The 26,512-nt window shown below is 70.8% G+C and carries 23 protein-coding genes and 2 tRNA genes; 22 read left to right on the forward strand and 3 right to left on the reverse strand.

The genetic code is table 11. From position 1 onward, the window contains the following. The first annotated feature begins 4 nt into the window (after positions 1–4). From HHX37_RS30225 to HHX37_RS30305, 17 genes are all read left to right on the forward strand, one after another. A complete protein-coding gene (locus HHX37_RS30225; protein WP_182883964.1) occupies positions 5–682 on the forward strand; it encodes an SRPBCC family protein in 678 nt (225 codons plus the stop codon). A 226-nt stretch (positions 683–908) separates the two neighbouring features. Next, positions 909–1,667 (forward strand): dienelactone hydrolase family protein, encoded by a 759-nt coding sequence (locus tag HHX37_RS30230; RefSeq protein ID WP_310740601.1) that lies wholly within the window; start codon positions 909–911, stop codon positions 1,665–1,667. A 338-nt stretch (positions 1,668–2,005) separates the two neighbouring features. Beyond that, positions 2,006–2,944: a DMT family transporter gene (locus HHX37_RS30235; RefSeq protein ID WP_182887626.1), complete on the forward strand. Its 939-nt coding sequence runs from the start codon at positions 2,006–2,008 to the stop codon at positions 2,942–2,944. A 262-nt stretch (positions 2,945–3,206) separates the two neighbouring features. Beyond that, positions 3,207–4,184: a LacI family DNA-binding transcriptional regulator gene (locus tag HHX37_RS30240; RefSeq protein WP_259406877.1), complete on the forward strand. Its 978-nt coding sequence runs from the start codon at positions 3,207–3,209 to the stop codon at positions 4,182–4,184. A gap of 972 nt (positions 4,185–5,156) precedes the next feature. Further along, entirely contained in the window at positions 5,157–6,950 is a 1,794-nt protein-coding gene (locus HHX37_RS30245; RefSeq protein WP_182887628.1) for a DUF222 domain-containing protein, read from the forward strand. 648 nt (positions 6,951–7,598) lie between these two features. Beyond that, positions 7,599–8,588, forward strand: coding sequence for a LacI family DNA-binding transcriptional regulator (locus tag HHX37_RS30250; RefSeq protein ID WP_182876608.1), 990 nt, complete (start codon positions 7,599–7,601; stop codon positions 8,586–8,588). Positions 8,589–8,667: 79 nt separating this feature from the next. After that, the gene (locus tag HHX37_RS30255; protein ID WP_208759222.1) at positions 8,668–9,666 is read left to right on the forward strand and encodes an ABC transporter substrate-binding protein; all 999 of its coding nucleotides are present in this window, start codon (positions 8,668–8,670) and stop codon (positions 9,664–9,666) included. Between the two features lie 89 nt (positions 9,667–9,755). Then, positions 9,756–11,267, forward strand: coding sequence for a sugar ABC transporter ATP-binding protein (locus HHX37_RS30260; RefSeq protein WP_182882973.1), 1,512 nt, complete (start codon positions 9,756–9,758; stop codon positions 11,265–11,267). Then, positions 11,264–12,310, forward strand: coding sequence for an ABC transporter permease (locus HHX37_RS30265; RefSeq protein ID WP_111697906.1), 1,047 nt, complete (start codon positions 11,264–11,266; stop codon positions 12,308–12,310). Before HHX37_RS30260 ends, HHX37_RS30265 begins: the two co-directional genes overlap by 4 nt. Next, positions 12,307–13,293 (forward strand): galactofuranose ABC transporter, permease protein YjfF, encoded by a 987-nt coding sequence (yjfF, locus tag HHX37_RS30270; protein ID WP_182882972.1) that lies wholly within the window; start codon positions 12,307–12,309, stop codon positions 13,291–13,293. The genes HHX37_RS30265 and yjfF overlap by 4 nt, the downstream gene beginning before the upstream one ends. Positions 13,294–13,338: 45 nt before the next feature. Next, positions 13,339–14,988, forward strand: a complete 1,650-nt coding sequence (gene araB, locus HHX37_RS30275; protein ID WP_182887629.1) for a ribulokinase — start codon at positions 13,339–13,341, stop codon at positions 14,986–14,988. Further along, a complete protein-coding gene (locus HHX37_RS30280; protein ID WP_111697909.1) occupies positions 14,985–15,644 on the forward strand; it encodes an L-ribulose-5-phosphate 4-epimerase in 660 nt (219 codons plus the stop codon). Before araB ends, HHX37_RS30280 begins: the two co-directional genes overlap by 4 nt. After that, positions 15,641–17,122, forward strand: a complete 1,482-nt coding sequence (araA, locus tag HHX37_RS30285; RefSeq protein WP_182876589.1) for an L-arabinose isomerase — start codon at positions 15,641–15,643, stop codon at positions 17,120–17,122. Before HHX37_RS30280 ends, araA begins: the two co-directional genes overlap by 4 nt. A gap of 97 nt (positions 17,123–17,219) precedes the next feature. Further along, a tRNA-Ala gene (locus tag HHX37_RS30290) sits at positions 17,220–17,292 on the forward strand. A gap of 249 nt (positions 17,293–17,541) precedes the next feature. After that, positions 17,542–18,210, forward strand: coding sequence for a class I SAM-dependent DNA methyltransferase (locus tag HHX37_RS30295; protein ID WP_208759221.1), 669 nt, complete (start codon positions 17,542–17,544; stop codon positions 18,208–18,210). Between the two features lie 39 nt (positions 18,211–18,249). After that, a complete protein-coding gene (locus HHX37_RS30300; protein WP_182887630.1) occupies positions 18,250–19,689 on the forward strand; it encodes an ATP-binding SpoIIE family protein phosphatase in 1,440 nt (479 codons plus the stop codon). A gap of 66 nt (positions 19,690–19,755) precedes the next feature. Continuing rightward, positions 19,756–19,828: transfer RNA gene (locus HHX37_RS30305), tRNA-Ala, on the forward strand. A 64-nt stretch (positions 19,829–19,892) separates the two neighbouring features. Here the strand turns inward: HHX37_RS30305 and HHX37_RS30310 are convergent. Further along, positions 19,893–20,345, reverse strand: a complete 453-nt coding sequence (locus HHX37_RS30310) for a winged helix-turn-helix transcriptional regulator (protein WP_182887631.1) — start codon at positions 20,343–20,345, stop codon at positions 19,893–19,895. Between the two features lie 116 nt (positions 20,346–20,461). Here HHX37_RS30310 and HHX37_RS30315 point away from each other — a divergent pair, with 116 nt between their 5' ends. Together HHX37_RS30315 and HHX37_RS30320 are read left to right on the forward strand one after the other, a co-directional pair. Further along, positions 20,462–21,166 (forward strand): SDR family oxidoreductase, encoded by a 705-nt coding sequence (locus HHX37_RS30315; protein ID WP_182887632.1) that lies wholly within the window; start codon positions 20,462–20,464, stop codon positions 21,164–21,166. A gap of 45 nt (positions 21,167–21,211) precedes the next feature. Further along, the gene (locus HHX37_RS30320) at positions 21,212–21,418 is read left to right on the forward strand and encodes a DUF6203 family protein (protein WP_182882966.1); all 207 of its coding nucleotides are present in this window, start codon (positions 21,212–21,214) and stop codon (positions 21,416–21,418) included. An 18-nt stretch (positions 21,419–21,436) separates the two neighbouring features. On the opposite strand, the gene HHX37_RS30325 is transcribed toward HHX37_RS30320, so the two are convergent. Next, positions 21,437–22,420 carry a GlxA family transcriptional regulator gene (locus tag HHX37_RS30325; protein ID WP_182882965.1) on the reverse strand — a complete coding sequence of 328 codons (984 nt, stop codon included), beginning with the start codon at positions 22,418–22,420 and terminating at the stop codon, positions 21,437–21,439. Between the two features lie 84 nt (positions 22,421–22,504). Between HHX37_RS30325 and HHX37_RS30330 the strand changes: the two genes are divergently transcribed. The 3 genes from HHX37_RS30330 to HHX37_RS30340 are packed head-to-tail and all read left to right on the forward strand — an operon-like array spanning position 22,505 to position 25,516. Then, positions 22,505–23,764, forward strand: coding sequence for an MFS transporter (locus tag HHX37_RS30330; RefSeq protein WP_220503279.1), 1,260 nt, complete (start codon positions 22,505–22,507; stop codon positions 23,762–23,764). Next, the gene (locus HHX37_RS30335) at positions 23,761–24,459 is read left to right on the forward strand and encodes a peptidyl-tRNA hydrolase (RefSeq protein WP_310740603.1); all 699 of its coding nucleotides are present in this window, start codon (positions 23,761–23,763) and stop codon (positions 24,457–24,459) included. The genes HHX37_RS30330 and HHX37_RS30335 overlap by 4 nt, the downstream gene beginning before the upstream one ends. 46 nt (positions 24,460–24,505) lie before the next feature. Next, positions 24,506–25,516: a hypothetical protein gene (locus HHX37_RS30340; protein WP_182882962.1), complete on the forward strand. Its 1,011-nt coding sequence runs from the start codon at positions 24,506–24,508 to the stop codon at positions 25,514–25,516. Position 25,517: 1 nt separating this feature from the next. Here the strand turns inward: HHX37_RS30340 and HHX37_RS30345 are convergent, their stop codons facing one another. Beyond that, positions 25,518–26,429 (reverse strand): CPBP family intramembrane glutamic endopeptidase, encoded by a 912-nt coding sequence (locus tag HHX37_RS30345; RefSeq protein ID WP_182887635.1) that lies wholly within the window; start codon positions 26,427–26,429, stop codon positions 25,518–25,520. Positions 26,430–26,512: the final 83 nt, after the last annotated feature.

Consider the following 26,512-nt stretch of genomic DNA (forward strand, 5'->3'; position numbering starts at 1 on the left):
AGGCATGAGCTCGATCGAACAGTCCATCGATGTGAATGTCCCGATCCGTACCGCGTACAACCAGTGGACGCAGTTCGAGAGCTTCCCGGAGTTCATGGAAGGCGTCGAGTCGGTCAAGCAGATCGGCGACACACGTACCGACTGGGTCGTCGAGATCGCGGGAGTCCGCCGGGAGTTCGAGGCGGAGATCACCGAGCAGCACCCCGACGAGCGCGTGGCCTGGCGCTCACTGGACACGCCGCGGCAGGCCGGAGTCGTCACGTTCCACCGGCTCGGCGACGCCACCACCCGCGTCACCCTCCAGATGGAGTACGACCCCGAGGGCTTCCTCGAGAAGGCGGCGGACGCTCTTCAGCTCGTGCGCATGCGCGTCAAGGGCGACCTGGAGCGTTTCAAGACCTTCATCGAGTCGCGCGGCGGCGAGACCGGCGCCTGGCGCGGTGACGTGCCCGGCCCGCACCAGCAGGACGGAACGGGTTCCGGAGGTTTCTCCGGAGGAGGATCCGGTACGGGCTACGACATCGGCGAGCCGATGCCGCCCCAGACCGTGAACCCCGACTACCCCCGCGAGACGCCGCTGCCCGCACCCGGCAGCGGTCCGATCCCGCCGGCGCCCGGTACGGGCCCGCTCCCCGGCAGTGGACCTCTGCCGCCGCGGGACACGCCCGGCCCCGTCATCTAGGCGCGTCATCTAGGCCCGTCATCTAGGCGCGGTTATCCAGGCCCGGTCATCTAGGCGCGGGTCGTCCGAAGAGGCCCATCTCCCGAGGGACAGGGAGATGGGCCTCTTCTCGTTATAATGCCGATATTAGAGAATTATCGGTAATTTATTTTGTCGTGATATGATTAGATCGTAATGCTATAGCCTTTCGGGCGTCGTTCATTTGATTATGAAGGGATGCCCGCCCGTGTGCTATGACGCCGACGCCGTACCCCCTGTTCACGGTGCTCCGCTCACGACCACGTCGTCCGAGCGCCTCGTCCTGACCTCGGGCGACGGAGCGGAATTCGCGGCTTTCCTGTCCCGTCCCGGAGAACGCGCCGGTGCCGCCGTACTCGTCCTCCCCGACAACCGGGGCCTTTCGGGGTTCTACGAGCAGCTGACCGGACGGCTCGCCGAGCAGGGGCATCCCGCGCTGGCGATCGACTACTTCGGCCGTACGGCGGGGACCGGCCCGCGCCCGGCCGGCTTCCCCTTCATGGAGCACCTGGGCAAGGCGCACAAGGACACCCTCTTCGCCGACATCGCCGCCGGGGCGCGGTGCCTGCGGACTGAGGGGCACCAGGACGTCGTCACGCTCGGGTTCTGCTTCGGCGGCAGGCTGGCGTTCCTGGCGGCCCGCCCCGAACTCGGATTCAGGGGCGTCGTCGGCCTGTACGGATATCCGGACACGCTGTTCGGCAATCCCGGCCCCACCCAGTTGGCCGGTGAGCTGCGCGGGCCGATCCTCGGACTGTTCGGCGGCGCGGACGAGGGCATCTCGCCCGAGGTGGTGAAGGCGTTCGACGAGGCGCTGGACGGCGCGGGAGTCGAGCACGAGTTCGTCACCTATCCGGGAGCCCCGCACAGCTTCTTCGAACTCGGCCGGCCGGAACTGGCCGAGGCCTGCGCCGACGCGTGGTCGCGGGTCCTCGCCTTCCTGGAACGTGTGCCGGCGGGGTCCTGAGCCGCGCCGCCGCGCTGCCTACCGGCCGCCGCACTACGCCGCACTATCGGGGGGCCGGACAGCGGACAGCCCGAGGCGACCTGACCTCGCCTCGGGCTGTCACGATGCCAAGACTACGACTTCGATGTCCGGCTGTGCGCACCGGCACCCCCCAAATGCCGGAAAAGCCGATGCCGTGTTTCGGGAGAGCCCGCTAGTGTGGCCCGCGTGCCAATGATCGTCTCTCCGCCGCCCGCCCGATAGCGGGCGGCGTCATCCGGTGAGCCGGGTCTGGAAGGCCCGGCCGGTGGCCCCTGCCCGCGTACGGGAATCGGGCCCACCTCACTGGAGAGACGTCGATGAATCATGCTCCAGCCCTGTCCGTACGGCAGGGCCTTGTCCACGTGTCCACCGCCGCGGCCGCCTGGGGAACCGGCGGCGCGGCGGGGGCGATGCTCCACGACGCGGGCCGGCTGAGCCCCGTCGCCGTGTCCTTCTGGCGCTTCGCCTGCGGGGCGGCACTGCTGCTCGTGTTCGCGCGCTGCCGCCCTTCCTGGCGGGCGGTGCTGCTCGTCGGCCCGGCCATGGCGGTGTGTCAGGCCGCCTACTTCGCCGCGATCGCCGAGACCGGCGTCGCGGTCGCGACGATGATCACCATGGGGACGGCCCCGCTCCTGGTGGCGGCCGGCGGCCGGATCTTCCAGGGTGAGCCGCTGGGCCGTACGGCTCTCGCCTGCGCCGGTCTCGCACTCGCCGGGCTGGCCATGCTCACGGGTGGAGCGGCCCCGGCCGGCCCCGCAGGCGTCGGCTACTGCCTGGTGTCGGCGGCCGCCTACTCTTTCGTCACCCTCGTGACCCGCCGCATGCCCGCGGAGGGGGTGGCGGTGTGGGGTTTCGCCGGGGGAGCGCTGTGCCTGCTCCCGCTCGCCGTGGGCGGGGGGCTGCTGCCTGCCGGGCACACGACGACCAGCGTGCTGCTCCTCGGCTATCTGGCGATCGTGCCGACCGCGCTCGCGTACCGGCTGTTCTTCACCGGTCTGGGCGTCGTGGGCGGGGTCACCGCGTCGGTCGTCTCCCTGCTCGAACCCCTCGTCGCGGCCGTCGCCGGCGTCGTTCTGCTGGGGGAGCGCATGACCGCCGTACAGGTGGCCGGGGGAGCCCTCCTCCTGACCGCCCTCACCTGGCTCGCCCGCGCGGAGTTGCGCGGCGGGCCGGTGCAGGGGCCGGCGCGGGAGGCGGTGCAGGGCCCGGCGCGAGGGCCGGTGCAGGGGTCACGACCAGGGAAGCCGAGCTGTTAACGGTACCATCGGGTGGGTGGTGTGAAGCGCGCGGTCGCCAGGCGGAACGTTCCTTTTCGGTACGCGTCCCGCCGGTGATCGCCGTCGGCGCTCGCACCGTCCGCTGGTCCCGGCAGTCCCGGCAACGTGCCGGGACTGTGCCGGGATCGTGTCGGAGTCTGTCGGGTTCGTTCAGGGCGACTGATCGGGAAGAGCGGGGACGCGGGGGATGACGATGGTGCGGCCTGGAGAGAGCCCGGCCGAGCGCCCGAGGGCGGCGGTCATGGAAGACGTCGCGGAGCTGGCGGGGGTGTCGGCGATGACGGTGTCGCGGGTGCTGAACGCTCCGGAGAAGGTGCGGCCGGAGACGCGGGAGCGGGTGCTGGCGGCGGTGCGGGAGCTGGATTACCGGCCGAATTCGGCGGCGCGGATGTTGGTGACGGGGCGGTCGGGGGTGTTGGGGGTGGTGTGTTTCGACACCACGTTGTACGGGCCGGCGTCGACGTTGTTCGGGGTGGAGCAGGCGGCGCGTGACAGTGACTATCTGGTGAGTATCGCGAGTTTGCCGGTGCTGGATCGGCGGTGGATCGGGCGGGGGGTGGATCGGCTGCGGTCGCAGTCGGTGGACGGGGTGATCGTGGTGGCGCCGCATGAGTCGGCGGCTGAGGGGGTGCGGCAGCTTCCGGCGGGGTTGCCGGTGGTGGTGGTCGGTGGGGGTGGGGATGTGCCGGTGCCGGTGGTGGCGGTGGATCAGCGGGCGGGGGCGGCGCGGGCGACGCGGCATCTGCTGAGTTTGGGGCATCGGACGGTGTGGCATGTGGCGGGTCCGCCGAATTGGGTGGATTCGCGTGGCCGGGCGGCGGGGTGGCGGTCGGTGCTGGAGGCGGAGGGCCGGGTGGTGCCTGAGCCGTTGGTGGGGGATTGGACGGCGTCGTCGGGTTATGAGCTGGGGCGGCGGTTGGCGGCCGATGAGGCGGTGACGGCGGTGTTCGTGGCCAATGATCATATGGCGATGGGGGTGTTGCGGGCGTTGCGGGAGGCGGGCCGTCGGGTGCCCGAGGACGTGAGTGTCGTGGGGTTCGACGACGTGCCGGAGGCGGCGTACTTCTGGCCGCCGCTGACCACGGTGCGGCAGGACTTCGGCGTGCTCGGCCGGCAGGCGTTCCGGCTCCTGCTCCAGCGCATCGCAGGGCGCGACGTCGAGTCGGCGCGTCTGGTCGAGCCCGAACTCGTGGTCAGGGAGAGCGCGGCCGCCGCGTGACCGGCCTTCCGTAACCTGCCCGTCGCCGATCGGCCCGCCGTCCATTCAGCCTGTGCAGCCTGTGCCCGCCCGCCTTGTCGCGCCGCGCACGTGAACGCGTGCCGCTTCCAGAGGTCGGCTATATCAGCGCAATGGGCCTAAATAGGAATATTCAATTCGCTGGGCTGCGCCCTTCGCCTGTAGCTCCAGCAAGTCTCAGCGCGCGGTTGTCGCCCGGTGCCGGTTCGTGGAAGGATTAGTACAGGATTTCGAATCGGCGAAGGGGGCGTGATGGATCCGACTGGCTTCGGTCCTGGTCATCCCTATGATTCACATGCCGCCGACGACTGGTGGGATCGCCTGGTCGCCGGCTCGCCCCTTTGGTCGTCAGAAGGTTCCCTCGCCCGCGAATTTGTGCCGATCGCCGATTCCGAAGGGCGAAAGCACGCCGGCCGATTTGACACCCCGGCGACCTTTCCCTTTGTTCGAGCATTTACGACTCGTGCCGGTACCGCTGCCGTTGACGACCCCGTCGGCGACGAAACCGCGAATGGCGCTTCCCCTGATGGTTCTTCTGCCGGCGTTTCCGGCGCCGCAGCCGGTTCTCTCTCGGCCGCCGGTCACCCAGGAGGTGCAGCCGGCGGCGCCCGCGGTCCCGCCGCTGCCGGAGTCAACGCCCCCGAGACCCCGGCCGCCCCGGCCGCCGACGCCGGTGGCGCATCTGACGGCACCCCTGCCGCCGGCCCGCGTAACGCGGACGAGGACCAGGATGCGGGCCGAGGAACCACCGACCGCGATCGGGATGCCGGTCGGGAGCATTCAGGAGGTCCGGGCCCAATCTACGATGCGGGCCGGGGTGACGCCGACCGTGGTCGGACTGCCGGTGGTGCACCCGGCGGTGCGCCTGGTGGTGCGTCGGACGGTGTGCCCGGCAGCGCGTCTGAGCGTGGCTTCGGTGGTGCTTGCGGTGCCGGGTCGTCGTCGTGGGTGGCGGTGGCGGCGGTTGGTGAGGCGGCGCGGGTGGTGGCGCTGGTGCCGGTGCCTGAGTCGGCGGAGGTGTGTCTGGCTGAGGCGGAGGAGTTGCTGGCGGCCCGCGATCGGATCACTTCGGCGTTGGCCGCCCGGGTGGGCCGGGTCCACCGGGCTGGGGAGGCGAAGAACCATGGGCACGCCTCGACCAGATTGTGGCTGCGCAGCGTCGGGGGGATGACCATCCCCGGAGCCGGTCGGTTGGTGACGATGGGCGTGGAGTTGGGTCGTCTGTCGCGGGTGCGTGAGCGGTTCGCCGAGGGCGGCCTGGCGGAGGGGATCGTGGAGGCGATCTGCACCGCCACCTCCGGGTTGACCGACGAGCAGGCGACCACCGCTGAGGGAATTTTGCTGGAGTTGGCCGGGTCGGCGGGTGCGGCGGAGGTGGCCAAGGCGGGGCGGTATCTACGGGCGGTGCTGGACCCCGACGGCCACGAGCAGGACGAGCAGGCCGACTTCGACCGCCGGTTCTTCCGGGTCCGGCGGCGCAGGAACGGCGGACTGGAGGGAGAGTTCTACCTCCCGGTCGAGGCCGCGGCGCGGTTGCAGCACCTGCTGGATGTCTACGCAAAGCCGAAGGCCGAGGGCGATGACCGGACGCTGAGCGTGCGGAACGCCGACGCGGTCATCGCGTTCCTGGACAACAAGATCGCGACCGAGCTTCTGGTGCTGGTCACCGCCGAATCCCTGCCCGGCGACCCCCCAGCCGACGAACCCTCAGCCGACGAACCCTCACGCGAGCCCGCAGGCACCGACCCCTCAGGTGATCCCACAGCCAGCCCTTCAGACGACCCCACTGCCGACGGTCCCTCAGGCACCGACCCCTCAGCTGGACACCCCACCACCGACTCGGTAGACACCGACCCAGGCCCTGGTCCCGACCCTTCGGGCACCGGCCCCTCAGACGACCCCACAGCTGACCCCTCTGCCGGCCACCCCACCAGCGACCCCTCAGACACCGACCCGAGCGACGGCCCTGGCGCAGACCTCGGTTCCTGCGGCCCTGGTTCCGCCCCCGGCTCTGACGCCCGCACATGTGCGCAGCAGACGCATGCCCCTGATCCCCCGACTGAGCCCCCGACCAAGAGTGACGACGCCACTGGCGCTCACACGGAGGACAGTCCAAGCGGAGATCGCCCTGGGGATCGCCGTGCTCACGGCTGCCCCGGCGGGGACCGCCCTGCCGACGACTGCCCGGCGGAGGGCTACCGGCACGCCTCCTGGACAGGCGAGGCGCGGCATGAGACGTCCCGGACAGGAGCCGATGCTCCGCCGGGGGTGGAACGCGACGATGACGCGTGGCCGGGGGTGGGGGTCAACAGTCCGCCGCCGGGGGTGTGGTTGCGGGGGTTGCCGGGGTTGATCCTGGCGACCGGGCATCTGCTGCCCGTCTCCCGCGTGCACCGGCTGGCTCGCACCAGCACTTTGGTGCGGATCGTGATGGACGCCGGTGGGCAGGTGCTGGACATGGGCCGCAAGGTGAGGTTGGCGACTCCGGCGCAGCGGCGGGCGGTCTTCGCGCGGTATGCGACCTGCTGGGTGGACGGCTGCCCGCTGCCGGCCACGATGTGCCAGATCGACCACGCCGAGGACTGGTGCAGCGGCGGGCTGACCGACCTCAAGCTGCTGGGACCGGCGTGCCAGTTCCACAACCGCGACCGCTACCGCCACCCGGCCCGCTACACCCGCCGCAAGATCGGCGACGACCGCTGGGCCTTCACCTACCGCAACCCCCGCACCACCCGACTGCGCGAATGAAATCTCCGGCGCGCAAACGGGACCCGCAGGGGTGGCATTGGTGCCCCAAGGGCGAAAGCAGGGCGGGGTGAAAGCAGGACAGGAGCGAAGCAGGGCCAGGCGCGGAAGCGTGTCGCCGTCCATGGGATCCCGAGCCGCTCACGGGGTTGCTCCGGCGGCCGGGGTTTCTGCCTGCCGGGGCTGAGAATCGGTCACCGGGGGCCAGGCACTTGGCCCCGGCACGCCTGAAACGTTCGTAGCGATTGGAACGCCCCAAACCGGCGGGTGGCCGTGCCGGTCGCGCCGGCGTCCCCAGTGCCACCGCTCATGGCTACCGTGTGTGACCACCGAACCCGGGCATCCTCGCTGCCGCCACGATCGGCAGGGCCGATGAGCAGGGGTTTTCGGTCATGCGAGCAGCTCCTCAGACAGTTCTGTTAACGATAACACAGCCTCTCCATCGATGGGTGAGCGTTAACACCCGGGATCCGGTCACCAGTTAAAGCTGATGTGGCATGTCCGTCAATGCTGGGTTACCGGCATGTTTCGGCGTAACCGGACCGTGACCGGCGACCTCCTTGACGCCGGGTTGTGTTAACGCTCACAGTTCTTGCCAAGCAGTTGAGAGGAGCGACCGTGGGACCCAACGTCGAGCGCCGCCCGCCCGTCATGGCCGACGTGGCCAGGCTGGCCGGAGTGTCGCACCAGACGGTCTCGCGGGTGCTCAACGATCATCCGAACGTCCGCGCCGAGACCCGCACCCGGGTCATGCGGGCCATCGACCAGCTCGGTTACCGCCGCAACCTCGTCGCCCGGGCACTGGTCACCAAGCACTCGCGCACGCTGGGCGTCGTCAGCTTCGACACGACGCTGTACGGACCGGCGAGCACGGTATACGGAATCGAGCAGGCCGCAAGGGACGCGGGCTACTTCGTGAGCATCGTGAGCCTGCGGACCATCGACAGGGCCGGCGTGAACGACGCGATCGGCTACCTCGCCGAGCAGGGCGTCGACGGCATCGTCGTCGTCGCTCCGCAGCGCTCGGCGGCCCGTGCACTCGACGACCTGCCGGCGGGCATGCCCGCCGTGGCCGTCGAGGGCTGGCATCAGGGCGACGTCTCCGTGGTGAGCGTCGACCAGGTCGAGGGAGCCAGGCTGGCGACCTCGCACCTGCTCGGCCTCGGCCACGAGACCGTCTGGCATGTCAGCGGCCCCGCCGACTGGCTGGAGGCCGAAGGGCGGTGTGAGGGCTGGCGCGCGGTGCTGACTGAGGCGGGGCGCCGCGTACCCGACATGCTGACCGGTGACTGGAGTCCTCGATCGGGCTACCAGGCCGGAAAGCACCTCGCCGCGATGGCGGGCGACGTCACCGCGGTGTTCGTCGCCAACGACCAGATGGCGCTCGGCCTGCTGCGGGCGTTCACGGAGGAGGGGGTGAAGGTCCCCGAGCAGATCAGCATCGTGGGCTTCGACGACATCCCTGAGTCGGAGTTCTTCTCCCCACCGCTCACCACCATAAGACAGGACTTCGGGGCCGTCGGCAGGCGCAGCATCGACGTGCTGCTCCGGCAGATCGAGTCGAACGAGCCGTTGCCCCATGAACGGCTCGTCGTGCCTCCCCAGTTCGTACGAAGGGGAAGCACGACAGGCGCGCGCTAGCCGTACGGAAATCAAACAAATGATCAGCGCTGACCACCTGACCTGTGTTAGCGCTAACAGCGATGAAAGGATCCCCACAGTGTTGAAGAGGATCTCGGCACTGATCCTGGCGGGCGCGACCGCCCTGACGATGGCCGGATGCAGCGGTGGCGGCGACGGCGACTCGTCGGCCAGCAACGGCTCGTCGGGCGGCGGCGACGACAAGATCGTCATGGGCTTCTCGCAGGTCGGCGCGGAGAGTGGCTGGCGTACCGCCAACACCAAGTCCGTCCAGGAGTCGGCCAAGGAGGCCGGCATCGACCTGAAGTTCTCCGACGCCCAGCAGAAGCAGGAGAACCAGATCAAGGCCATCCGCTCCTACATCCAGCAGAAGGTCGACGTGATCGCCTTCTCGCCGGTCGTGGAGTCGGGCTGGGACACCGTGCTCAAGGAAGCCCAGAACGCGAAGATTCCGGTCATCCTCACCGACCGGGCCGTGGATTCCAAGGACACCAGCCTGTACAAGACCTTCCTCGGCTCCGACTTCGTCGAGGAGGGCAAGAAGGCCGGCCAGTGGCTGGTCGACCAGTACAAGGACAGCAAGGACACGGTGAACATCGTCGAGCTGCAGGGCACCACCGGCTCTGCGCCCGCCAACGACCGCAAGGCGGGCTTCGGCGAGATCATCTCGGCCGACCCGAAGTTCAAGGTGATCGCTTCGCAGAGCGGCGACTTCACCCGGGCCAAGGGCAAGGAGGTCATGGAGGCCTTCCTCAAGTCCAACCCCAAGATCGACGTGCTCTACGCGCACAACGACGACATGGGCCTCGGCGCCATCGAGGCGATCGAGGGCGCGGGCAAGGTCCCGGGCAAGGACATCAAGATCATCACGGTTGACGCGGTGCACGACGGCATGCAGGCCCTCGCCGACGGAAAGATCAACTACATCGTCGAGTGCTCCCCGCTGCTTGGCCCCCAGCTGATGGACCTCGCGAAGAAGGTCGTCAAGGGCGAGCAGGTTCCGCCGCGCGTGGTGACCGAGGAGACCACCTTCACCCAGGAGCAGGCCAAGGAGGCCCTGCCCAACCGCAAGTACTGATCGTAAGCACTGATTCCCTCACCGGGCCGCCTCTTCCCGGGGCGGCCCGGTGCCGCGACAGTGAGTAGGAACGAGAGAGGGGCTCCGCTATGGCCGCACCCGCGCCGATCCTGCGGATGAGCGGGATCGGCAAGCAGTTCCCCGGCGTGAAGGCGCTGGACGGCGTCGACTTCCGGCTGCTGCCGGGAGAGGTGCACGCCCTCATGGGCGAGAACGGCGCCGGCAAGTCAACGCTCATCAAGGTGCTGACCGGCGTCTACGACATCGACGCCGGCGAGATCGAGCTGGAGGGAAGGCGGGTCGCCTTCTCCAGCCCGCTGGCCGCCCAGCAGGCGGGCATCAGCACCGTCTACCAAGAAGTCAACCTCTGCGCCAACCTCTCGGTGGCGGAGAACATCTTCATCGGCCGTGAGCCGCGCCGGCTCGGCCGGATCCAGTGGAAGAAGATGCGCCGCCGGGCGGGGGAAATCCTCTCCCGCCTCGACCTCGACCTCGACGTGTCGGCGCCGCTGTCGTCGTACTCGCTGGCCATCCAGCAGATGGTCGCGATCGCGCGGGCGGTGGACATCGACGCGAAGGTGCTGATCCTGGACGAGCCCACCTCCAGCCTCGACGCGGGGGAGGTCGCCCAGCTGTTCCGGGTGATGCGCCGGCTCAAGGAACAGGGCATCGCGATCCTGTTCGTCTCGCACTTCCTCGACCAGATCTACGAGATCTCCGACCGCATGACGATCCTGCGCAACGGCACGCTCGTGGGGGAGTACCTCACCAGCGAGCTGAGCCAGGTCGAGCTGGTCGGCAAGATGATCGGCCGCGAGCTGGCCGACCTGGAGAAACTGGAGGGCCGCCCGCCCGCCCGTGAGGCCGCGCCGCTGGTCGAGGCCGAGCTGCTGGGCCGGACCGGGGCGATCGAGCCGTTCACGCTCACCATCCACGAGGGGGAGGTCGTCGGCCTGGCCGGGCTGCTCGGCTCGGGCCGTACGGAGATCGCCCGGCTGCTGTTCGGCGCCGACCACGCGGGCACCGGCGCACTGAAGATCGACGGCCAGGCGGTCAGCCTGCGCACGCCCCGGTCGGCGGTCGCCCGCAAGATCGCCTTCTGCTCGGAGAACCGGCGGGCCGAGGGGCTCATCCCCGACCTCACGGTCCGGGAGAACATCATCCTGGCGCTGCAGGCGGCGCGGGGCTGGACCAGGCCGATCCCGCGGCGCAAGCAGGACGAGCTGGTCGAGAAGTACATCTCCGCGCTGAACATCCGCCCGGCCAATCCCGAGCAGCTCGTCAGGAACCTGAGCGGCGGAAACCAGCAGAAGGTGCTGCTGGCCCGCTGGCTGATCCTGGAGCCCCGCCTGCTCATCCTCGACGAGCCCACCCGGGGCATCGACGTCGGCGCCAAGGCCGAGATCCAGCGCCTGGTCGCCGAGCTGTCGGACGGCGGGATGGCCGTGCTGTTCATCTCCGCCGAGCTGGAGGAGGTGCTGCGGCTCAGCCACAAGGTCGGCGTGCTGCGCGACCGCCGGCTGGTGGCCGAACTGGACAACGACGAGAGCCTCACCACGGACAGGCTCACGGAGACGATCGCGAGCGGAGCCATCTCATGACGCGGTTCCTCAGACACCGGCTGTTCTGGCCCGTGGCCATCCTGGTCGCCCTGCTGGCGCTCAACCTCGTCTTCACCGACAACTTCTTCCGGGTGCAGATGAAGGACGGCCACCTCTACGGCAGCCTCATCGACATCGTCCGCTTCGGCGCCCCGCTGATCCTCGTCTCGCTCGGCATGACGCTCGTCATCGCCACCAGCGGCATCGACCTGTCGGTGGGGTCGGTCGTGGCCATCGCCGGCGCGCTGGCCTGCCTGCAGATCAGCGACCTGGGCGACCAGAACTCGATCGGCGGGGTCCTCGGAGCAGTCGGGATCGCGCTGGCGCTCTCGGTGGTGCTCGGCGTGTGGAACGGCCTCCTGGTCGCGGGCATCGGCATCCAGCCCATCATCGCCACGCTGATCCTGATGGTCGCCGGACGCGGGCTGGCCCAGCTCATCACCGACGGCCAGATCACCACGGTCAACAGCTCGCCGTACAAGCTGATCGGCGGCGGCTACTGGCTCACGCTGCCGTTCTCGATCATCATCGTGGCGGTCGTGCTCGCGCTCACGGCGTTCCTCACCCGGCGTCTCGCGCTGGGCCTGCTCATCGAGTCGGTCGGCGGCAACGCCGAGGCGAGCCGCCTGTCGGGCATCAGCGCCCGCGGCGTCCTCATCACGGTGTACACGTTCTGCGCGCTGTGCGCGGGCATCGCCGGGCTCATGATCAGTTCGAACGTCTCCAGCGCCGACGGCAACAACGCCGGCCTGTGGATCGAGCTCGACGCCATCCTCGCCGTCGTGATCGGCGGCACGTCCCTGGCGGGCGGCCGCTTCTCGCTCGGCGGCACGGTGCTCGGCGCGCTCATCATCCAGACGCTGACCACCACGATCTACTCCATCGGCGTCCCGCCGGAGACCACGCTGCTGTTCAAGGCGCTCGTGGTGACGATCGTCTGCCTGCTGCAGTCCCCGGCCTTCCGCGAGAAGGTGTTCCACCGGCGCAGGCGCCCGCAGGCGCCGAGCCCGGTGACCGAAGAGAAGGTGAGGGTCTCGGCATGACGAGCGTCACCGGTCTGCTGGACCTCCGCCGCACGGTCCCGCAGAAGTACATCCCCGTCATGGTGACGGCGGGCCTGTTCATCGCGATGTTCGTCGCGGGCGGCATCCGCTACGAGGGCTTCGCCACCGGGCAGATCATCCTCAACGTCTTCATCGACAACGCCTTCCTGCTGGTGGTCGCGGTCGGGATGACGTTCGTGATCCTCACGGGCGGCATCGACCTGTCCGTCGGATCGGTGGTCGGGCTCTCCACGATGATCAGTGCCAGCCTGCTGAAGGACGGCTGGCCGGCGTTCGGGGTCATGGCCCTGGTGCTGGTGATCGGCGCGGTGCTCGGCCTGGGCATGGGCGCGATCATCCACTACTTCGAGATCCAGCCGTTCATCGTGACGCTGGCCGGGATGTTCCTCGCCCGCGGCCTGTGCTACACGATCAGCACCGACTCGATCCCGATCGAGGACTCGACGTTCACGGCGATCGCCCAGACGCGGGTCGACCTCGGCGGCGACATGTGGGTCTCGCCGAGTGTGCTGATCGCGCTCGTGGTCGTGCTGGCCGCGGCGTACGTGCTGCACTACACCCGGCTCGGCCGCAACGTGTACGCCACGGGAGGCAGCGAGCAGTCGGCGCTGCTGATGGGCCTGCCGGTGGCCCGTACGAAGATCGCCGTCTACACCGTCAGCGGGTTCTGCTCGGCGCTCGGCGGTCTGCTGTTCGCCTTCTACTCGCTGTCGGGATACGGGCTGAGCGCCGTCGGGATGGAGCTGGACGCGATCGCCGCGGTCGTCATCGGCGGCACGCTGCTCACCGGCGGCAGCGGCTACCTGCTCGGCACCGTGCTCGGCGTGCTCGTGCTCGGCCTGATCCAGACGATCATCAGCTTCGAGGGCACGCTGAGCTCGTGGTGGACCAAGATTTTCATCGGCCTGCTGCTGTTCGCCTTCATCCTGCTGCAGCGGCTGATCACCGCCAGGCGCAGATAGCGCGGGCCCGGGTCCCCTCTCCCCTCTCCCTGGTTTGGAGTACTTGTGAGCGCTAACAGCGAGCGTTACGTCATCGGCGTCGACTACGGCACACTGTCCGGCCGTGCCGTGGTGGTGCGGGTGAGCGACGGCGAGGAGGTGGGCGGCGCCGTCCACGAGTACGCCCATCGGGTGATCGAGGAGGCGCTGCCGGGCTCGGGGGTCCGCCTCGGGCCCGACTGGGCGCTGCAGTCGCCGGCGGACTGGATCGACGTGCTTCGGCACGCGGTGCCGAAGGCCCTGGCCGCCGCGCAGGTCCCGGCCGAGCAGGTGGTCGGCATCGGCACCGACTTCACCGCCTGCACGATCCTGCCCGTCACCGCCGACGGCCACCCGCTGTGCGAGCGCTTCCCCGAGCGGCCGCACGCCTGGCCGAAGCTCTGGAAGCACCACGCGGCCCAGCCCCACGCCGACCGGATCAACGCCCTGGCGGCCGAGCGCGGCGAGCCGTGGCTGTCGCGGTACGGCGGCAAGATCTCCTCGGAGTGGCAGTTCGCCAAGGGCCTGCAACTGCTGGAGGAGGACCCGGAGCTCTACGGCCTGGCCGACCGGTGGATCGAGGCGGCCGACTGGATCATCTGGCAGCTCGCCGGCGTGGAGACCCGCAACGTCTGCACCGCCGGATACAAGGGGATCTTCCAGGACGGCGCCTACCCCTCGGAGGAGTTCCTGGCCGCGCTCAACCCCGGCTTCGCGGGCTTCGCCGGGAAGCTGGGCACCGACCTCGCGCCGCTCGGCGGCCTCGCCGGCCGGCTGACCGCGCGGGCGGCCGAGTGGACGGGCCTGCCCGAGGGGATCGCCGTCGCGGTCGGCAACGTCGACGCCCACGTCACCGCGGCCGCGGCCGACGCCGTGCGGCCGGGCCAGATGGTCGCCATCATGGGCACCTCCACGTGCCACGTCATGTGCTCCGACCGGCTCGCCGAGGTGCCCGGCATGTGCGGGGTGGTGCAGGACGGCATCGTCCCCGGGCTGTGGGGCTACGAGGCGGGCCAGTCCGCCGTCGGCGACATCTTCGCCTGGTTCGTGGACAACTGCGTGCCCGCCTCGTACGCCGAGCGGGCCGCGGAGGCGGGACTCGGGCTGCACGAGTATCTGACCTCGCTCGCGGCCGGGCAGAAGGTCGGGCAGCACGGACTGGTCGCGCTCGACTGGCACGGCGGCAACCGTTCGGTCCTGGTCGACCACACCCTGTCCGGGGTCATCGTCGGGCAGACGCTCGCCACCCGTCCCGAGGACGTCTACCGCGCGCTCATCGAGGCCACCGCGTACGGCGCCCGCACGATCGTGGAGACCTTCGAGGCCGCCGGGGTGCCGGTCGAGGAGTTCGTGGTCGCCGGCGGTCTGCTGAAGAACAGGTTCCTCATGCAGATCTACGCCGACGTGCTGCGCCGCCCGCTGTCGGTGATCGGCTCCGACCAGGGACCGGCGCTGGGCTCGGCGATCCACGCCGCCGTCGCCGCCGGGGCGTACCCCGACATCACCGCCGCCGCGGCGGCGATGGGCAAGCGCGACGCCGCGGTGTACGCGCCCGACAAGGAGCGGGCCGACGCCTACGACCGGCTGTACGCCGAGTACCGGAGGCTGCACGACCACTTCGCGGACGGTGATCTCCTGCACCGGCTCCGCGCGATCAGGAACGAGGCCAGTGCATGATCGAAGAACTGCGCAGGACCGTGTGCCGGCTCCACACCGAGCTGGTGCGGTACGGCCTGGTGGTGTGGACGGCGGGCAACGTCTCGGGCCGGGTGCCCGGAGAGGACCTGTTCGTCATCAAGCCGAGCGGCGTGTCGTACGACGACCTGACGCCCGAGTCGATCGTGGTGTGCGACCTGGACGGCCACCTCGTCGAGGGCGACCTCGCGCCCTCCAGCGACACGGCCGCGCACGCCTACGTCTACCGGCACATGCCGGAGGTGAACGGCGTCGTGCACACCCACTCGACGTACGCCTCGGCGTGGGCGGCCCGCGGGGAGGCGATCCCGTGCGTGCTCACGGCCATGGCCGACGAGTTCGGCGGCGAGATCCCCGTCGGTCCGTTCGCGCTGATCGGCAACGACGACATCGGCAAGGGGATCGTGGAGACCTTGACAGGTCACCGTTCCCGTGCGGTGCTGATGCAGAACCACGGAGTGTTCACCATCGGGGAGTCGCCGAAGGCGGCGGTCAAGGCCGCCGTCATGTGCGAGGACGTCGCCCGCACCGTCCACATCTCCCGTCAGCTCGGTGAGCCGCTGCCGATCGCCTCCGGCGACGTCGACAGCTTGTACGACCGCTATCAGAACGTCTACGGACAGAGGAGTCACCTGTGAGGTTTTGGTTCCTGACCGGCAGCCAGGGCCTGTACGGCGAGGACACGCTGCGGCAGGTGGCCGAGCAGTCCCAGCGCATCGCCGAGGTCCTCGGCGAGGGGCTGCCGTTCGAGCTCGAGTGGCGGCCCGTGCTCACCGACGCGGCGGCGATCCGCCGGGTGTGCCTGGAGGCGAACGCCGACGACGAGTGCATCGGCCTGATCGCGTGGATGCACACGTTCTCCCCGGCCAAGATGTGGATCGCCGGCCTGGACGCGCTGCGCAAGCCGCTGCTGCACCTGCACACGCAGGCCAACGTCGAGCTGCCGTGGAGTTCCATCGACATGGACTTCATGAACCTCAACCAGGCCGCCCACGGCGACCGCGAGTTCGGTTACATCCAGTCCCGTCTGGGCGTGCCGCGCAAGACCGTCGCCGGGCACGTCAGCGACCCCGCGGTGGTGGCGCGGATCGGCACCTGGGCGCGGGCGGCGGCCGGCCGCGCCGAGGTCGGGTCGCTGCGCCTGGCCCGTTTCGGCGACAACATGCGCGACGTGGCGGTGACCGAGGGCGACAAGGTCGAGGCGCAGCTGCGGTTCGGGGTGTCGGTGAACACCTACGGGGTCAACGAGCTGGTCGAGGCCGTGGACGCCGCCGCGGACGCCGACGTCTCCGCGCTGGTCAAGGAGTACGACGACCTCTACCGGATGGCGCCGGAGCTGCGCGTCGGCGGCGACCGGCACGAGTCGCTGCGTTACGCGGCGCGCATCGAGCTGGGCCTGCGCCAGTTCCTGGAGGGCGGCGGCTTCAAGGCGTTCACCACCAACTTCGAGGACCTCGGCGGGCTGCGTCAGCTTCCCGGCCTGGCCGTGCAGCGGCTGATGGCCGACGGCTACGGCTTCGGCGGCGAGGGCGACTGGAAGACCTCGGTGCTGCTGCGCACGCTGAAGGTGATGTCGGCGGGCCTGCCCGGCGGCACCTCCTTCATGGAGGACTACACCTATCACCTCACTCCCGGCGAGGAGGTCATCCTCGGCGCGCACATGCTGGAGGTCTGCCCGACGATCGCGTCGGACACCCCCTCCTGCCAGATCCACCCGCTCAGCATCGGCGGGCGCGAGGACCCGGTCCGGCTCGTGTTCGACGCGGCGCCCGGCCCCGCCGTGGTGGTCGGCCTGTCCGACATGGGCGAGCGGTTCCGGCTGGTGGCCAACGAGATCGACGTGGTCGCCCCGCCCGAGCCGCTGCCGGCCCTGCCGGTCGCGCGGGCCGTCTGGCGGCCCCGGCCCGACCTGCGCACCTCCGCCGAGTCCTGGATCACGGCGGGCGCCCCGCACCACACCGTGCTGTCCTCGGCCCTCGGGGCCGAGGAGCTGACCGACTTCGCCGACATGCTGGGCGTCGAACTGCTCGTCATCGACGAGGCGACGACCCCCCGGCAGTTCGCGAAGGAACTGCGGTGGAACCAGGCCTACTACCGGCTCGCGCAGGGATTCTGATCGTCCGGACGGGCCCCTCCCCAGGCTTCCCGGGGGAGGGGCCCGTCCGCCGGTTACCCGCCTCCGCGCCGACTCCTATACACTGGCTGCGTCGCACGGGGCTATAGCGCAGCTGGTAGCGCACCTCCATGGCATGGAGGGGGTCTGGGGTTCGAGTCCCCATAGCTCCACAGACAGCTTCACAAGTGGCTTCACAAGCAGGATCGTCGAAGGGCGGTCGGACGGCGCGGCGCGCGGTCCGGCCGCCCTTCGTCGTCGTTCCCGGGCTCGGCGGGCGCGGCCGATGGCGTAAGGGTTGACAATGATCATTGACTCGTTTTCCTGCTGAAAAGCCTAAATAGCTTCGGTATGTCTTGACTTGATCGGGCGAAGCCCCCTATCTAGAAGAAAGCAAATACAGCTGATCACCAATGGCGGCCATGATGACAATCGAGTCAGGACCGGACAATCCGCGTCGGGAGTACCGGGCCATGCAGGCCGAGGCGTTCAATCGCATCGGAGCCCGGTACGACGAGGCGTTCCCACACAAGGAGGGACAGGTCGCCGCCGGTGAATGGTTGATCAAGCAGCTCCAGCCGGGAGCGCGGGTCCTCGACGTGGGCTGCGGCACCGGCGCTCCCACCGCGCAGCAGTTCGCCGAGGCGGGCTGCGAGGTCACCGGCATCGACATCTCCCCGGTCATGCTCGACCTGGCCAGGAAGAACGTGCCGGTCGGCACGTTCTTCGAGACCGACGTGGTCGACCTCGACGCCTCGCTCGGCACGTTCGACGCCGCGACGGCCTTCTTCAGCCTCCTCATGCTGCCCCGGCCCCAGATCGAGCGGGCGCTCGGCCGGATCCACGCCGTGCTCGCGCCCGGCGGCCTCTTCTCGCTGAGCATGGTGGAGATCGACCTCGACGACGTGCCCTTCCAGTTCCTCGGCGCTCCCGTGCGGGTGACGGGGTATCTGCGCGACGAGTTGCGCGAGGTCGTCGAGGCCGCGGGATTCACCGTGCTGTCGGAGAACCACCTCTCGTACGCGCCGGCGACCACGCAGGCGCCGCCGGAGATCCAGCTCTTCGTCAACTGCCGGCGTGACCATCGCTGAACGGCCGCATCCGTGTGGGGAGGCGGGGAGCCGTCGACCATGCTGCACGATGTCAGCGCGATCGTCCGGGCCGTGGGCGACAGCCCCGGCCCGGAGGAGGCCACCAGGGCCCTGTGTGAGGCGGCGGTGCCGGGGCTGGCCGACGCCGCCGCGGTCTACGTGGACGGCGCCGCCTGGCACCGGGTCGATCCCGGCGGGCGGCTGCCACCGCACTGGGCCGGCGACGAGGCCGGTGAGACCGCCCTGCTCGACGGGCGCCTGCTCGCCGTGCCGCTCCGGGCGTACGGAACGGTCGTCGGCTGCGCGCTCCTCGCGCGCGACGCCGGGCGGCCGCCGTTCGGCCCGGCGGACCTGTTCACCGCGGGACAGTTCGCCGTGCCCGCCGCGCTCACGATCTTCCACGGCCGGCGGGACCGCCGCCAGGTCGAGATCGTCGAGACGCTGGAGCGTGACATGCGCCCCGGCGCTCCGCCCGACCTGCCCGGGCTGGAGATCTCCTACCGGTACCGGCCGGCGGCCGAGCGGGTGGGCGGCGACTGGTACGACGTGATCCCGCTGCCGGGCAGCAGGGTGGCCCTGGTCGTCGGTGACGTGATGGGTCACGGGCCGGCCGCCGCCGCCGTGATGGGCCGGCTGCGCACGGTCGTGCAGACCCTGGCCGCGCTCGACCTCCCGGCCGAGCAGGTGCTCCACTCGCTCGACGAGGTGGCGCAGCGGCTGGCCGAGCAGACCATCACGACCTGCGTCTACTGCGTGTACGACCCGGTGCTGCGCCGGTGCACGATCGCGAGCGCGGGCCACCTGCCGCCGATCCTCGTGGGCGCGGACGGCCGGGCGGAGGTGCTGGCGCCGCCCCAGTGCCCGCCGATCGGGCTGGGCCGCACCCCCTTCGAGACGATGGAGATCGCGGCGGAGGACGGCAGCATGCTCGTCCTCTACACCGACGGGCTCGTGGAGGAACGCGGGGAGGACATCGGCCAGCAGGTGGAGGACCTGCGCCGCCGGCTCTCGGACGGGACCTCGATCGAGGACCTGAGCGACGCCGTGCTGTCGGCCGCCCGGGCCGACGACGTCACGATGCTGGCCATCCGCTTCCGCGGCATCCCGAGCGAGCACGTCGCCCAGTGGATGATGGAGCCGCAGCCGATGACGCCGTCGCGTGTCCGCGGCCTGGTCCGCCGTACGCTCGACGCGTGGGGTCTCGCCTCGATGACCCCGGTGGCCGAGCTGCTCGCGTCGGAGCTCGTCACCAACGCCGTACGGCAGACGTCGCGGCCCGTCACGATCAGGCTGCTGCGCACCGATCACCTGCTGTGCGAGGTCAGCGATGACAACCACCGCCTGCCGATGCAGCGCGAGCCCGGACCCCTCGACGAGGACGGCAGAGGGCTGTACGTCGTCTCCCGGCTCGCCGAGCGCTGGGGGGCGAGCCGGGTCGCGGGAGGCAAGACGGTCTGGTTCTCCCTGGCGATCCCTTGACGCGGGTTACGCTCACGCCGCCGAAGTCCTATACACTGGCGGGGCGCCGCCGACGCGGCGTGGCAAGGGGCTATAGCGCAGCTGGTAGCGCACTTCCATGGCATGGAAGGGGTCTGGGGTTCGAGTCCCCATAGCTCCACCGTCGCCGAATCATCTCAGGAGCCGTCCTCCGTCCGGAGGGCGGCTCTCGGCGTTCCGGCCGGTCAGTGGCCCGTGCGTACGAAGGCGACCGCGTCCAGCGGGACGGTGTGCCCCTCGGGGTCGGTGAAGGACACGTCCAGCCGCGCCCCGGTCCGCCGATCGCGGCGTTCGAACGTCGGTCCCGCGAGCCGGGGCACGTGACGGTCCCCCCACTGCTGCAGCGCTCCGAGGATCACGAGTGCGTCGCGGCCCGAATCGGTCAGGTGGTACTCGTACCGGGTGCGGGCTCCGGTGTCGCGGTAGGGCCGCTTCTCGACGACGCCCGCACCGGTGAGCGTCGCCAGCCGGGTGGTCAGCAGATTCGTGGCGATCCCCAGGCGCTGCTGGATGTCGGCGAAGCGGACGACTCCCGTGTGCAGCTCGCGCAGGATCAACGGCGTCCACCGCTCTCCGAGGAGGGTCACCGCCCGCTCGATGGAGCACGTCATCGAGTCGGGGAGTTCGGTGGTCGTCATCGCACGCCTCGCTCACTCGTCGCCGGTGGGATCCAGGCTAGCCCGGGAAAGCTCACTTGCAATTTTAAAGTCAGCTTTCTACCGTGGACGCCAGGACGTCGACGGATGGAGACACGATGAGGATCGAAGGATCGGTCGCGCTGGTCACGGGCGCGAACCGCGGGCTGGGACGGCGCTTCGCGGCCGCGCTGCTGGACCGTGGCGCCGCCAAGGTGTACGCGGCGGCGCGCAGGCCGGAGACGGTCGACCTGCCGGGCGTGGTGCCGCTCGCCCTGGACATCACCGACCCCGCGTCCGTCCGGGCCGCCGCCGAGCGGGCCCGCGACGTGAACCTGCTGATCAACAACGCGGGGATCTCCACGGGCTCGTCCTTCCTCGCCGGTACGCTCGACGACATCCGCCTGGAGATGGAGACGCACTACTTCGGCACGCTCGCCATGGCTCGTGAGTTCGCCCCGGTCCTGGGCCGGGGCGGTGGCGGCGCGATCCTCAACGTGCTGTCGGTGCTGTCGTGGTTCACCGCACCGCAGGTGGCCGGCTACTCCGCGGCCAAGGCCGCCGCGCTGCAGCTCACCAACAGCCTCCGCCTCGAACTGAAGGAGCAGGGCACACTCGTCACGGCGCTGCACGTCGGATACATGGACACCGACATGGCCGCCCACGTCGACGGCCCGAAGATCGACCCGGCGGAGGTCGCCGCCCAGGCCCTGCAGGGGATCGAGCAGGGGCGCTTCGAGGTGGTCGCCGACGACACGAGCCGCCAGGTGCGGGCCATGCTGTCCGGCGACGTGGCCGGCCTGTATCCGCAGCTGGCTTCCTGAACGGCGGGCACATGATCACACGCCTGCCGGGTAGGGGCGAGTGCCATGAAGAGAATCCTTCAGCTCGTCGTCACCCGCTGGCTGGCCCGTACGCCGATCGGGATGGTCGTGCTCGGCCTCGGCTGGCTCTTCATGCGCAAGCGGCGCTCGGACCAGCGGCAGCAGGAGCAGACCCAGGTGCGCCGCGCGCCGGGACGCCGGTCGGACGACGCCTACGGCCGGCGGAGGCCGGTCGCGGGCGGCCGCCGCTGACCGGCCGCCGGTCGCCCGTCAGGAGAGCGCGGGGGTGCGGAACGTCTGCCGGTAGGCGAGTGGGGACACCCCGACGGCGGCGTTCAGGTGCTGCCGGAGCGAGACCGCGCTGCCGAACCCCGCCTTCCTGGCGATCGCGTCCACCGGCAGGTCGGTGGTCTCCAGCAGACGCCGGGCGTGCGCGACTCGCTGCCCGGCGAGCCACCTGGCCGGGCTGAGGCCGGTCTCCTCCCGGAACCTCCGGGTGAAGGTCCGCACGCTCATGCGGGCGTGCGCGGCCAGGGCCGTCAGGTTGACCGGTTCCTCCAGGTGTTCCAGCATCCAGGTCCGGGTGGGGGCGGTGGTCGTCCCCGCCGGGTCGGGCAGCGGCCGCTCGATGTACTGGGCCTGGCCGCCCTCGCGGAACGGCGGCGTCACGCACCGGCGGGCGGTGCGGTTGGCCACCTCGGTGCCGTGGTCGCGCCGGACCACGTGCAGGCACAGGTCGATGCCCGCCGCCACCCCGGCCGAGGTCAGCACGTCGCCGTCGTCGATGAAGAGCACGTCCGGGTCGAGCCGTACGCGGGGGAAGAGGGCGCGGAAGGCCGCGGCGTTGCGCCAGTGGGTCGTCGCGGGCCGCCCGTCCAGCAGACCGGCGGCGGCGAGCACGAAGGCGCCGGTGCAGATCGAGATCAGCCGGGCCCGCGGGGCGGCCGCCCGCAGCGCCTCGCGCACCTCCTCGTCGAGCGTGCCGTCCGTCAGCGCGCGCCCGTCGTATATGCCCGGCACCACCACCGTGTGCGCCGTGGCGAGCACGTCCAGGTCGTGGTCGGGCAGGACGCGGTAGCCCGCCCGGGTCCGCACCGGGCGGCCTCCCGGGCTGCAGGTGACGACCTCGTACAGTGCCCCGCGGTTGCGGGCGGCCAGGAAAACCTGCCCGGGGATGCCCAGGTCGAGTGACGCGAAGTGGTCCAGGGCCAGCACGGCGACCCGGTGCGGGGCGGGGTGCACGGTGGGAAGCATGGCCGGAAGCATGGCCGGATTCTTTCACAGGTTGACCTCCCGGCCACTGTCTCCCCCCAGGGGCGCGACGGGAGGATGCTCGTCATGAAGTCGCTACACCGTGCCTGGACAGTGGCCGCCGTCGCCTTCGTCGCGATCATCGGGGCGGCCGGCTTCCGGGCGACGCCCGGCGTGCTGATCATGCCGTTGCAGGACGAGTTCGGCTGGACGAGGGGCACCATCTCGCTGGCGGTGTCGGTCAACCTCATGCTCTACGGGCTGTGCGCGCCGTTCGCCGCGGCCCTGATGGACCGCTTCGGCATGCGCCGGGTGGTCGCCTGCGCCCTGCTTCTGGTGGCCGTCGGCAGCGGCCTCACCGTGTTCATGACCGCGAGCTGGCAGCTCGTCGCGCTCTGGGGCGTCCTGGTCGGGGCGGGCACCGGCTCGATGGCGCTCGTCTTCGCCGCCACGCTGACCGACCGCTGGTTCGTCCGGCACCGCGGCCTGGTCACGGGCGTGCTCACGGCCGGCGGCGCCACGGGGCAACTGGTCTTCCTCCCGCTGCTCGCCCACCTCGTGGAGGCGCAGGGCTGGCGCCCGGCCTCGCTCACGGTGGCCGGAGCCGCGCTCGCCGTCGTCCCCCTCGTGTGGTTCCTGCTGAGGGACACCCCCGAGGAGATAGGCCTGACCGCGCTGGGGGCCGACGCGCCGGTCGTCCGTACGCCGGGAGGGGGCGCCGCCGCGCGGGCCGTACGGGTGCTGCGGGACGCGGCGCGCACCCGGTACTTCTGGTATCTCGCCGGGGGCTTCGCCATCTGCGGCGCGAGCACCAACGGCCTGGTCGGCACCCACTTCATCCCGGCCGCCCACGACCACGGCATGCCCGAGACCGTCGCGGCCTCTCTGCTGGCCGTCATCGGGGTGTTCGACATCGCCGGCACGATCTTCTCCGGGTGGCTGAGCGACCGCGTGGACGCGCGGCTCCTGCTCGTCGTCTACTACGGCCTGCGCGGGCTGTCGCTGCTGGTGCTGCCGCAGCTGTTCGCCGCCACGACCGAGCCGAGCATGCTGGTGTTCATCGTGTTCTACGGCCTCGACTGGGTGGCCACCGTGCCGCCGACCGTCGCCCTGTGCCGCAAGATCTTCGGCGCGGACGGCGCGGTGGTGTTCGGCTGGGTCTTCGCCTCCCACCAGGTCGGCGCGGCCGTCGTCGCCACCGTGGCCGGCGTCACCCGCGACCACCTGGGCAACTACGACCTGGCGTGGTACGGCGCGGGGGTTCTGTGCCTGTTCGCGGCGCTCATGTCGTCCCGTGTCGTCACGCGTGTCCGGGACCAGCGCGAAGCTGCGATCCTTGTCGGGTGACCGAGCGCGTTCTTCCCCTGGTCGTACGCATCGAGCGGGCGGCGCCGCCGCGCCGCACCGACGCGCTGGAGGCGGCGGCGATCGCCGTGCCGCGACTGCTCGACCACGCGGAGAACGCGGAGAACGCGGAGAACGCGGAGAACGCGGAGAACGCGGACGAGTGGGGCGAGGAGATCGCCGAGTGGCAGGACGGCCGGATCAGGAAGGTGGTCAGGCGGGCCCGCGGGGCCGAGTGGCGGCGGGCGCTCGCCCTGCCCGGGATCACCGTCACGGTGCGCACGGCCGAGGTGCGGGTGCATCCGCCGGTGCCGCTGGACGACTGGCCGCGTGACCTCGCCCGGCTCCAGGTGTCGGGCACCGATCTGGCGGACGACGCCGTTCCGCCGGAGCCGGGCCCCGATGACGTGGTGCTCTGGGTCAACCCCCGGCTGACGATGACGGCGGGCAAGGCGATGGCCCAGGTGGGCCACGGCGCGCAGTTCGCGTGGTGGGGCGCGGGCGAGGCGGACAGGGCCGCCTGGCGCGGCCGCGGCTTCGCCGTACGCGTCCGCACGGCGGGCCCGGACCGGTGGGACGCGCTGGCCGGGAGCGGCCTGCCGGTGGTCCGGGACGCCGGGTTCACGGAGATCGAACCCGGCTCGGCGACGGTCGTCGCGGACGCCCCCTGGCTGCGGGCGGGCGTTCCCGAAGTGTGATGGGGAAGGCACCCGAAAAACCGGGATATGCCGTACGCTCCCGATCGTGTCACCTGGGGACTATGGGACGAAGGCCGTGCCCTCCTACATAGCGGCCGAGGCCGAGACCACGCCACTGCCGAAGATCACGGTCCCGCCGCCGGCGCCGGCGACGAACTCCGGAAAGAGCCTCGGGGACCTGCCGATGCGGGTGGTCTACCGGGCGGTCGCCGTGGCCGCGGGGGTCGGCATCCTGGGCGCGAGCGTCGCCTTCGCGGTGCTCGGCCGGGGCACGCCCGCCCCGGCCGCCGTACGCGCCCCGGCCGCCCAGGGAGTCACTCAGCAGGCGGCGGTGGCAAGCGGCGCCGCGATCGGCACGGCGACCAGCGCGGCGACCGGCGCGGCGACCGGCGCGGTGGCCACGCCCGGCCTGAGCCCGCTGCCCAGTGCCAGTTCACTCAGCGTCAGCCCGCAGACCAGTGTGAGCCCGGAGCCCTCGTCCGGCCCGATCGACACCGCGATGGCGGCGGCCCTGCACGATCCCCGGGTGCCCACGCTGCCGGCGAACGAGCGCAAGCTGCGCCGCCTGCACGGTCATCCGGCTCACATCCGCGGCCTGGTCAAGGACCGGCGTTCCGGCGTCGCCCTGCCGCGCTTCACCAAGTCGTGGACGCTCGCCAAGGCGAGCCCGTTCGCCTCCCGGCAGGTGCTGCCGAAGGTCAAGGGCATGTCGTACCGGGGCCTGCTGGTCTCCTGCCCGGTGCCGATCCCGCAGCAGGAGACGCTGCGCGACACCGCCTTCCTGGCCGCGCGGTGGACGCTCAACCACCATCCGTCCGGCGCGACGATCACCTGGACGGCCTCCCAGCCGATGAAGGCGGGCAAGCGGAAGGGCTGGCTGCTGGGCTACACCGTGCACTACACGGTGAAGGGCAAGAAGCGGACCTCCGCGGCGGCGCTGGCCCTCGTGGACGTCCCGGACAGGAAGCCCGCCGTCGTGTTCGTCACGATCCCCGACAGCCAGAAGAAGCGCTGGCGCGACATCAACGCCGTGATGTCCTCCGTGAAGGCGCTCTGACTCAGCGGGAGCGCGGGCGCCGCCACAGGCGGCCGGTCAGGAGCACGGCCACCGCCAGCCCGGCCGTGGTGAGAGCGCCGCCCTCGCCGACCATCCAGGCCGACCTGTCGTGCGTCGAGGTCATCGCCTCGGCCACGAAGTACAGCGACGCGTTCACCGTGGCGTGGCACACCAGGACGGGCCAGATGCTCCGGGTGCGCAGCCGCAGCCACACGAGCGGGAAGGCCAGCGTGACCGTCTGGAGCGTGAACATCAGCATCGCGTACGGCACCGCCACGCCCTCTTCCACCGCCCCCGGCACGAACAGCATCAGCGGGTAGTGGAACGCGGCCCAGGCCAGGCCGAGGATCACCGCCGTCGTGGCCGGGCTCCTGCGCGCGGCGAGCCTCATGACCAGCAGGGAGCTCCAGCCGAGCTGCTCGCCGAGCGCCAGGACGACGAACGGCACCACACCGGGAACGAGGCCGAGCAGCACGCCGAGTGCCGGATGCAGCCCGGTGGACGCGGCGAGGTTGCCCGGGTCGAAGCGGGCGGCGCCGGTCAGCCAGGCCGTGCCGTACGCGAGGCCGACGCCGAGGACGGGAACGGCCCAGGCGGTGGCGAGCGTGCGCCAGGGAACCCGGTGGAAACCCCAGTCCACGGCGCGGACACCCCCGGCGGCCAGGCACGCGACGAGCGCGGCGAGCGCGGGCATGAACGCCTGGCCGTACATGGCGATCTGGGTCCCGACGGGGGCGTCGCCGATCCGGTCGAGGTCGGCGCCCTGCGAGACGGCGAGGGCGACGACGGGCAGCACGAGGGCGGCCAGGGTGACGCCGTAGACCCCGAGCCGCGGCTCGCGGGCGGCGGGAGCGGCGGTCTCGGTGCCGGTGCCGGTGCCGGTGCCGATGACGGTTGACGTGTTCGTTCGCATGGGCCGATTCCAGCGTCCCGGCGGTCCCGCCCGCCTGAGGGTGAGGTCCCGTTCCGTCCCGTGCGACGGACCTGGGTGGGTCC

This window comes from Microbispora sp. H10885 (genome assembly GCF_014161415.1).
GTDB classification, from domain to species: domain Bacteria; phylum Actinomycetota; class Actinomycetes; order Streptosporangiales; family Streptosporangiaceae; genus Microbispora; species Microbispora triticiradicis.

What these genes read in the sequence shown, in the direction of transcription:
- HHX37_RS30320 (WP_182882966.1), top strand. Translation starts at nt 21,212, where the DNA reads ATGAAGAGAATCCTTCAGCTCGTCGTCACCCGCTGGCTGGCCCGTACG.
- HHX37_RS30260 (WP_182882973.1), top strand. Translation starts at nt 9,756, where the DNA reads ATGGCCGCACCCGCGCCGATCCTGCGGATGAGCGGGATCGGCAAGCAG.
- HHX37_RS30240 (WP_259406877.1), top strand. Translation starts at nt 3,207, where the DNA reads ATGGAAGACGTCGCGGAGCTGGCGGGGGTGTCGGCGATGACGGTGTCG.
- HHX37_RS30235 (WP_182887626.1), top strand. Translation starts at nt 2,006, where the DNA reads ATGAATCATGCTCCAGCCCTGTCCGTACGGCAGGGCCTTGTCCACGTG.
- HHX37_RS30330 (WP_220503279.1), top strand. Translation starts at nt 22,505, where the DNA reads ATGAAGTCGCTACACCGTGCCTGGACAGTGGCCGCCGTCGCCTTCGTC.
- HHX37_RS30225 (WP_182883964.1), top strand. Translation starts at nt 5, where the DNA reads ATGAGCTCGATCGAACAGTCCATCGATGTGAATGTCCCGATCCGTACC.
- HHX37_RS30295 (WP_208759221.1), top strand. Translation starts at nt 17,542, where the DNA reads ATGATGACAATCGAGTCAGGACCGGACAATCCGCGTCGGGAGTACCGG.
- HHX37_RS30325 (WP_182882965.1), bottom strand. Translation starts at nt 22,420, where the DNA reads ATGCTTCCCACCGTGCACCCCGCCCCGCACCGGGTCGCCGTGCTGGCC.
- HHX37_RS30300 (WP_182887630.1), top strand. Translation starts at nt 18,250, where the DNA reads ATGCTGCACGATGTCAGCGCGATCGTCCGGGCCGTGGGCGACAGCCCC.
- HHX37_RS30315 (WP_182887632.1), top strand. Translation starts at nt 20,462, where the DNA reads ATGAGGATCGAAGGATCGGTCGCGCTGGTCACGGGCGCGAACCGCGGG.
- HHX37_RS30280 (WP_111697909.1), top strand. Translation starts at nt 14,985, where the DNA reads ATGATCGAAGAACTGCGCAGGACCGTGTGCCGGCTCCACACCGAGCTG.
- yjfF (WP_182882972.1), top strand. Translation starts at nt 12,307, where the DNA reads ATGACGAGCGTCACCGGTCTGCTGGACCTCCGCCGCACGGTCCCGCAG.
- HHX37_RS30265 (WP_111697906.1), top strand. Translation starts at nt 11,264, where the DNA reads ATGACGCGGTTCCTCAGACACCGGCTGTTCTGGCCCGTGGCCATCCTG.
- HHX37_RS30345 (WP_182887635.1), bottom strand. Translation starts at nt 26,429, where the DNA reads ATGCGAACGAACACGTCAACCGTCATCGGCACCGGCACCGGCACCGGC.
- HHX37_RS30250 (WP_182876608.1), top strand. Translation starts at nt 7,599, where the DNA reads ATGGCCGACGTGGCCAGGCTGGCCGGAGTGTCGCACCAGACGGTCTCG.
- HHX37_RS30310 (WP_182887631.1), bottom strand. Translation starts at nt 20,345, where the DNA reads ATGACGACCACCGAACTCCCCGACTCGATGACGTGCTCCATCGAGCGG.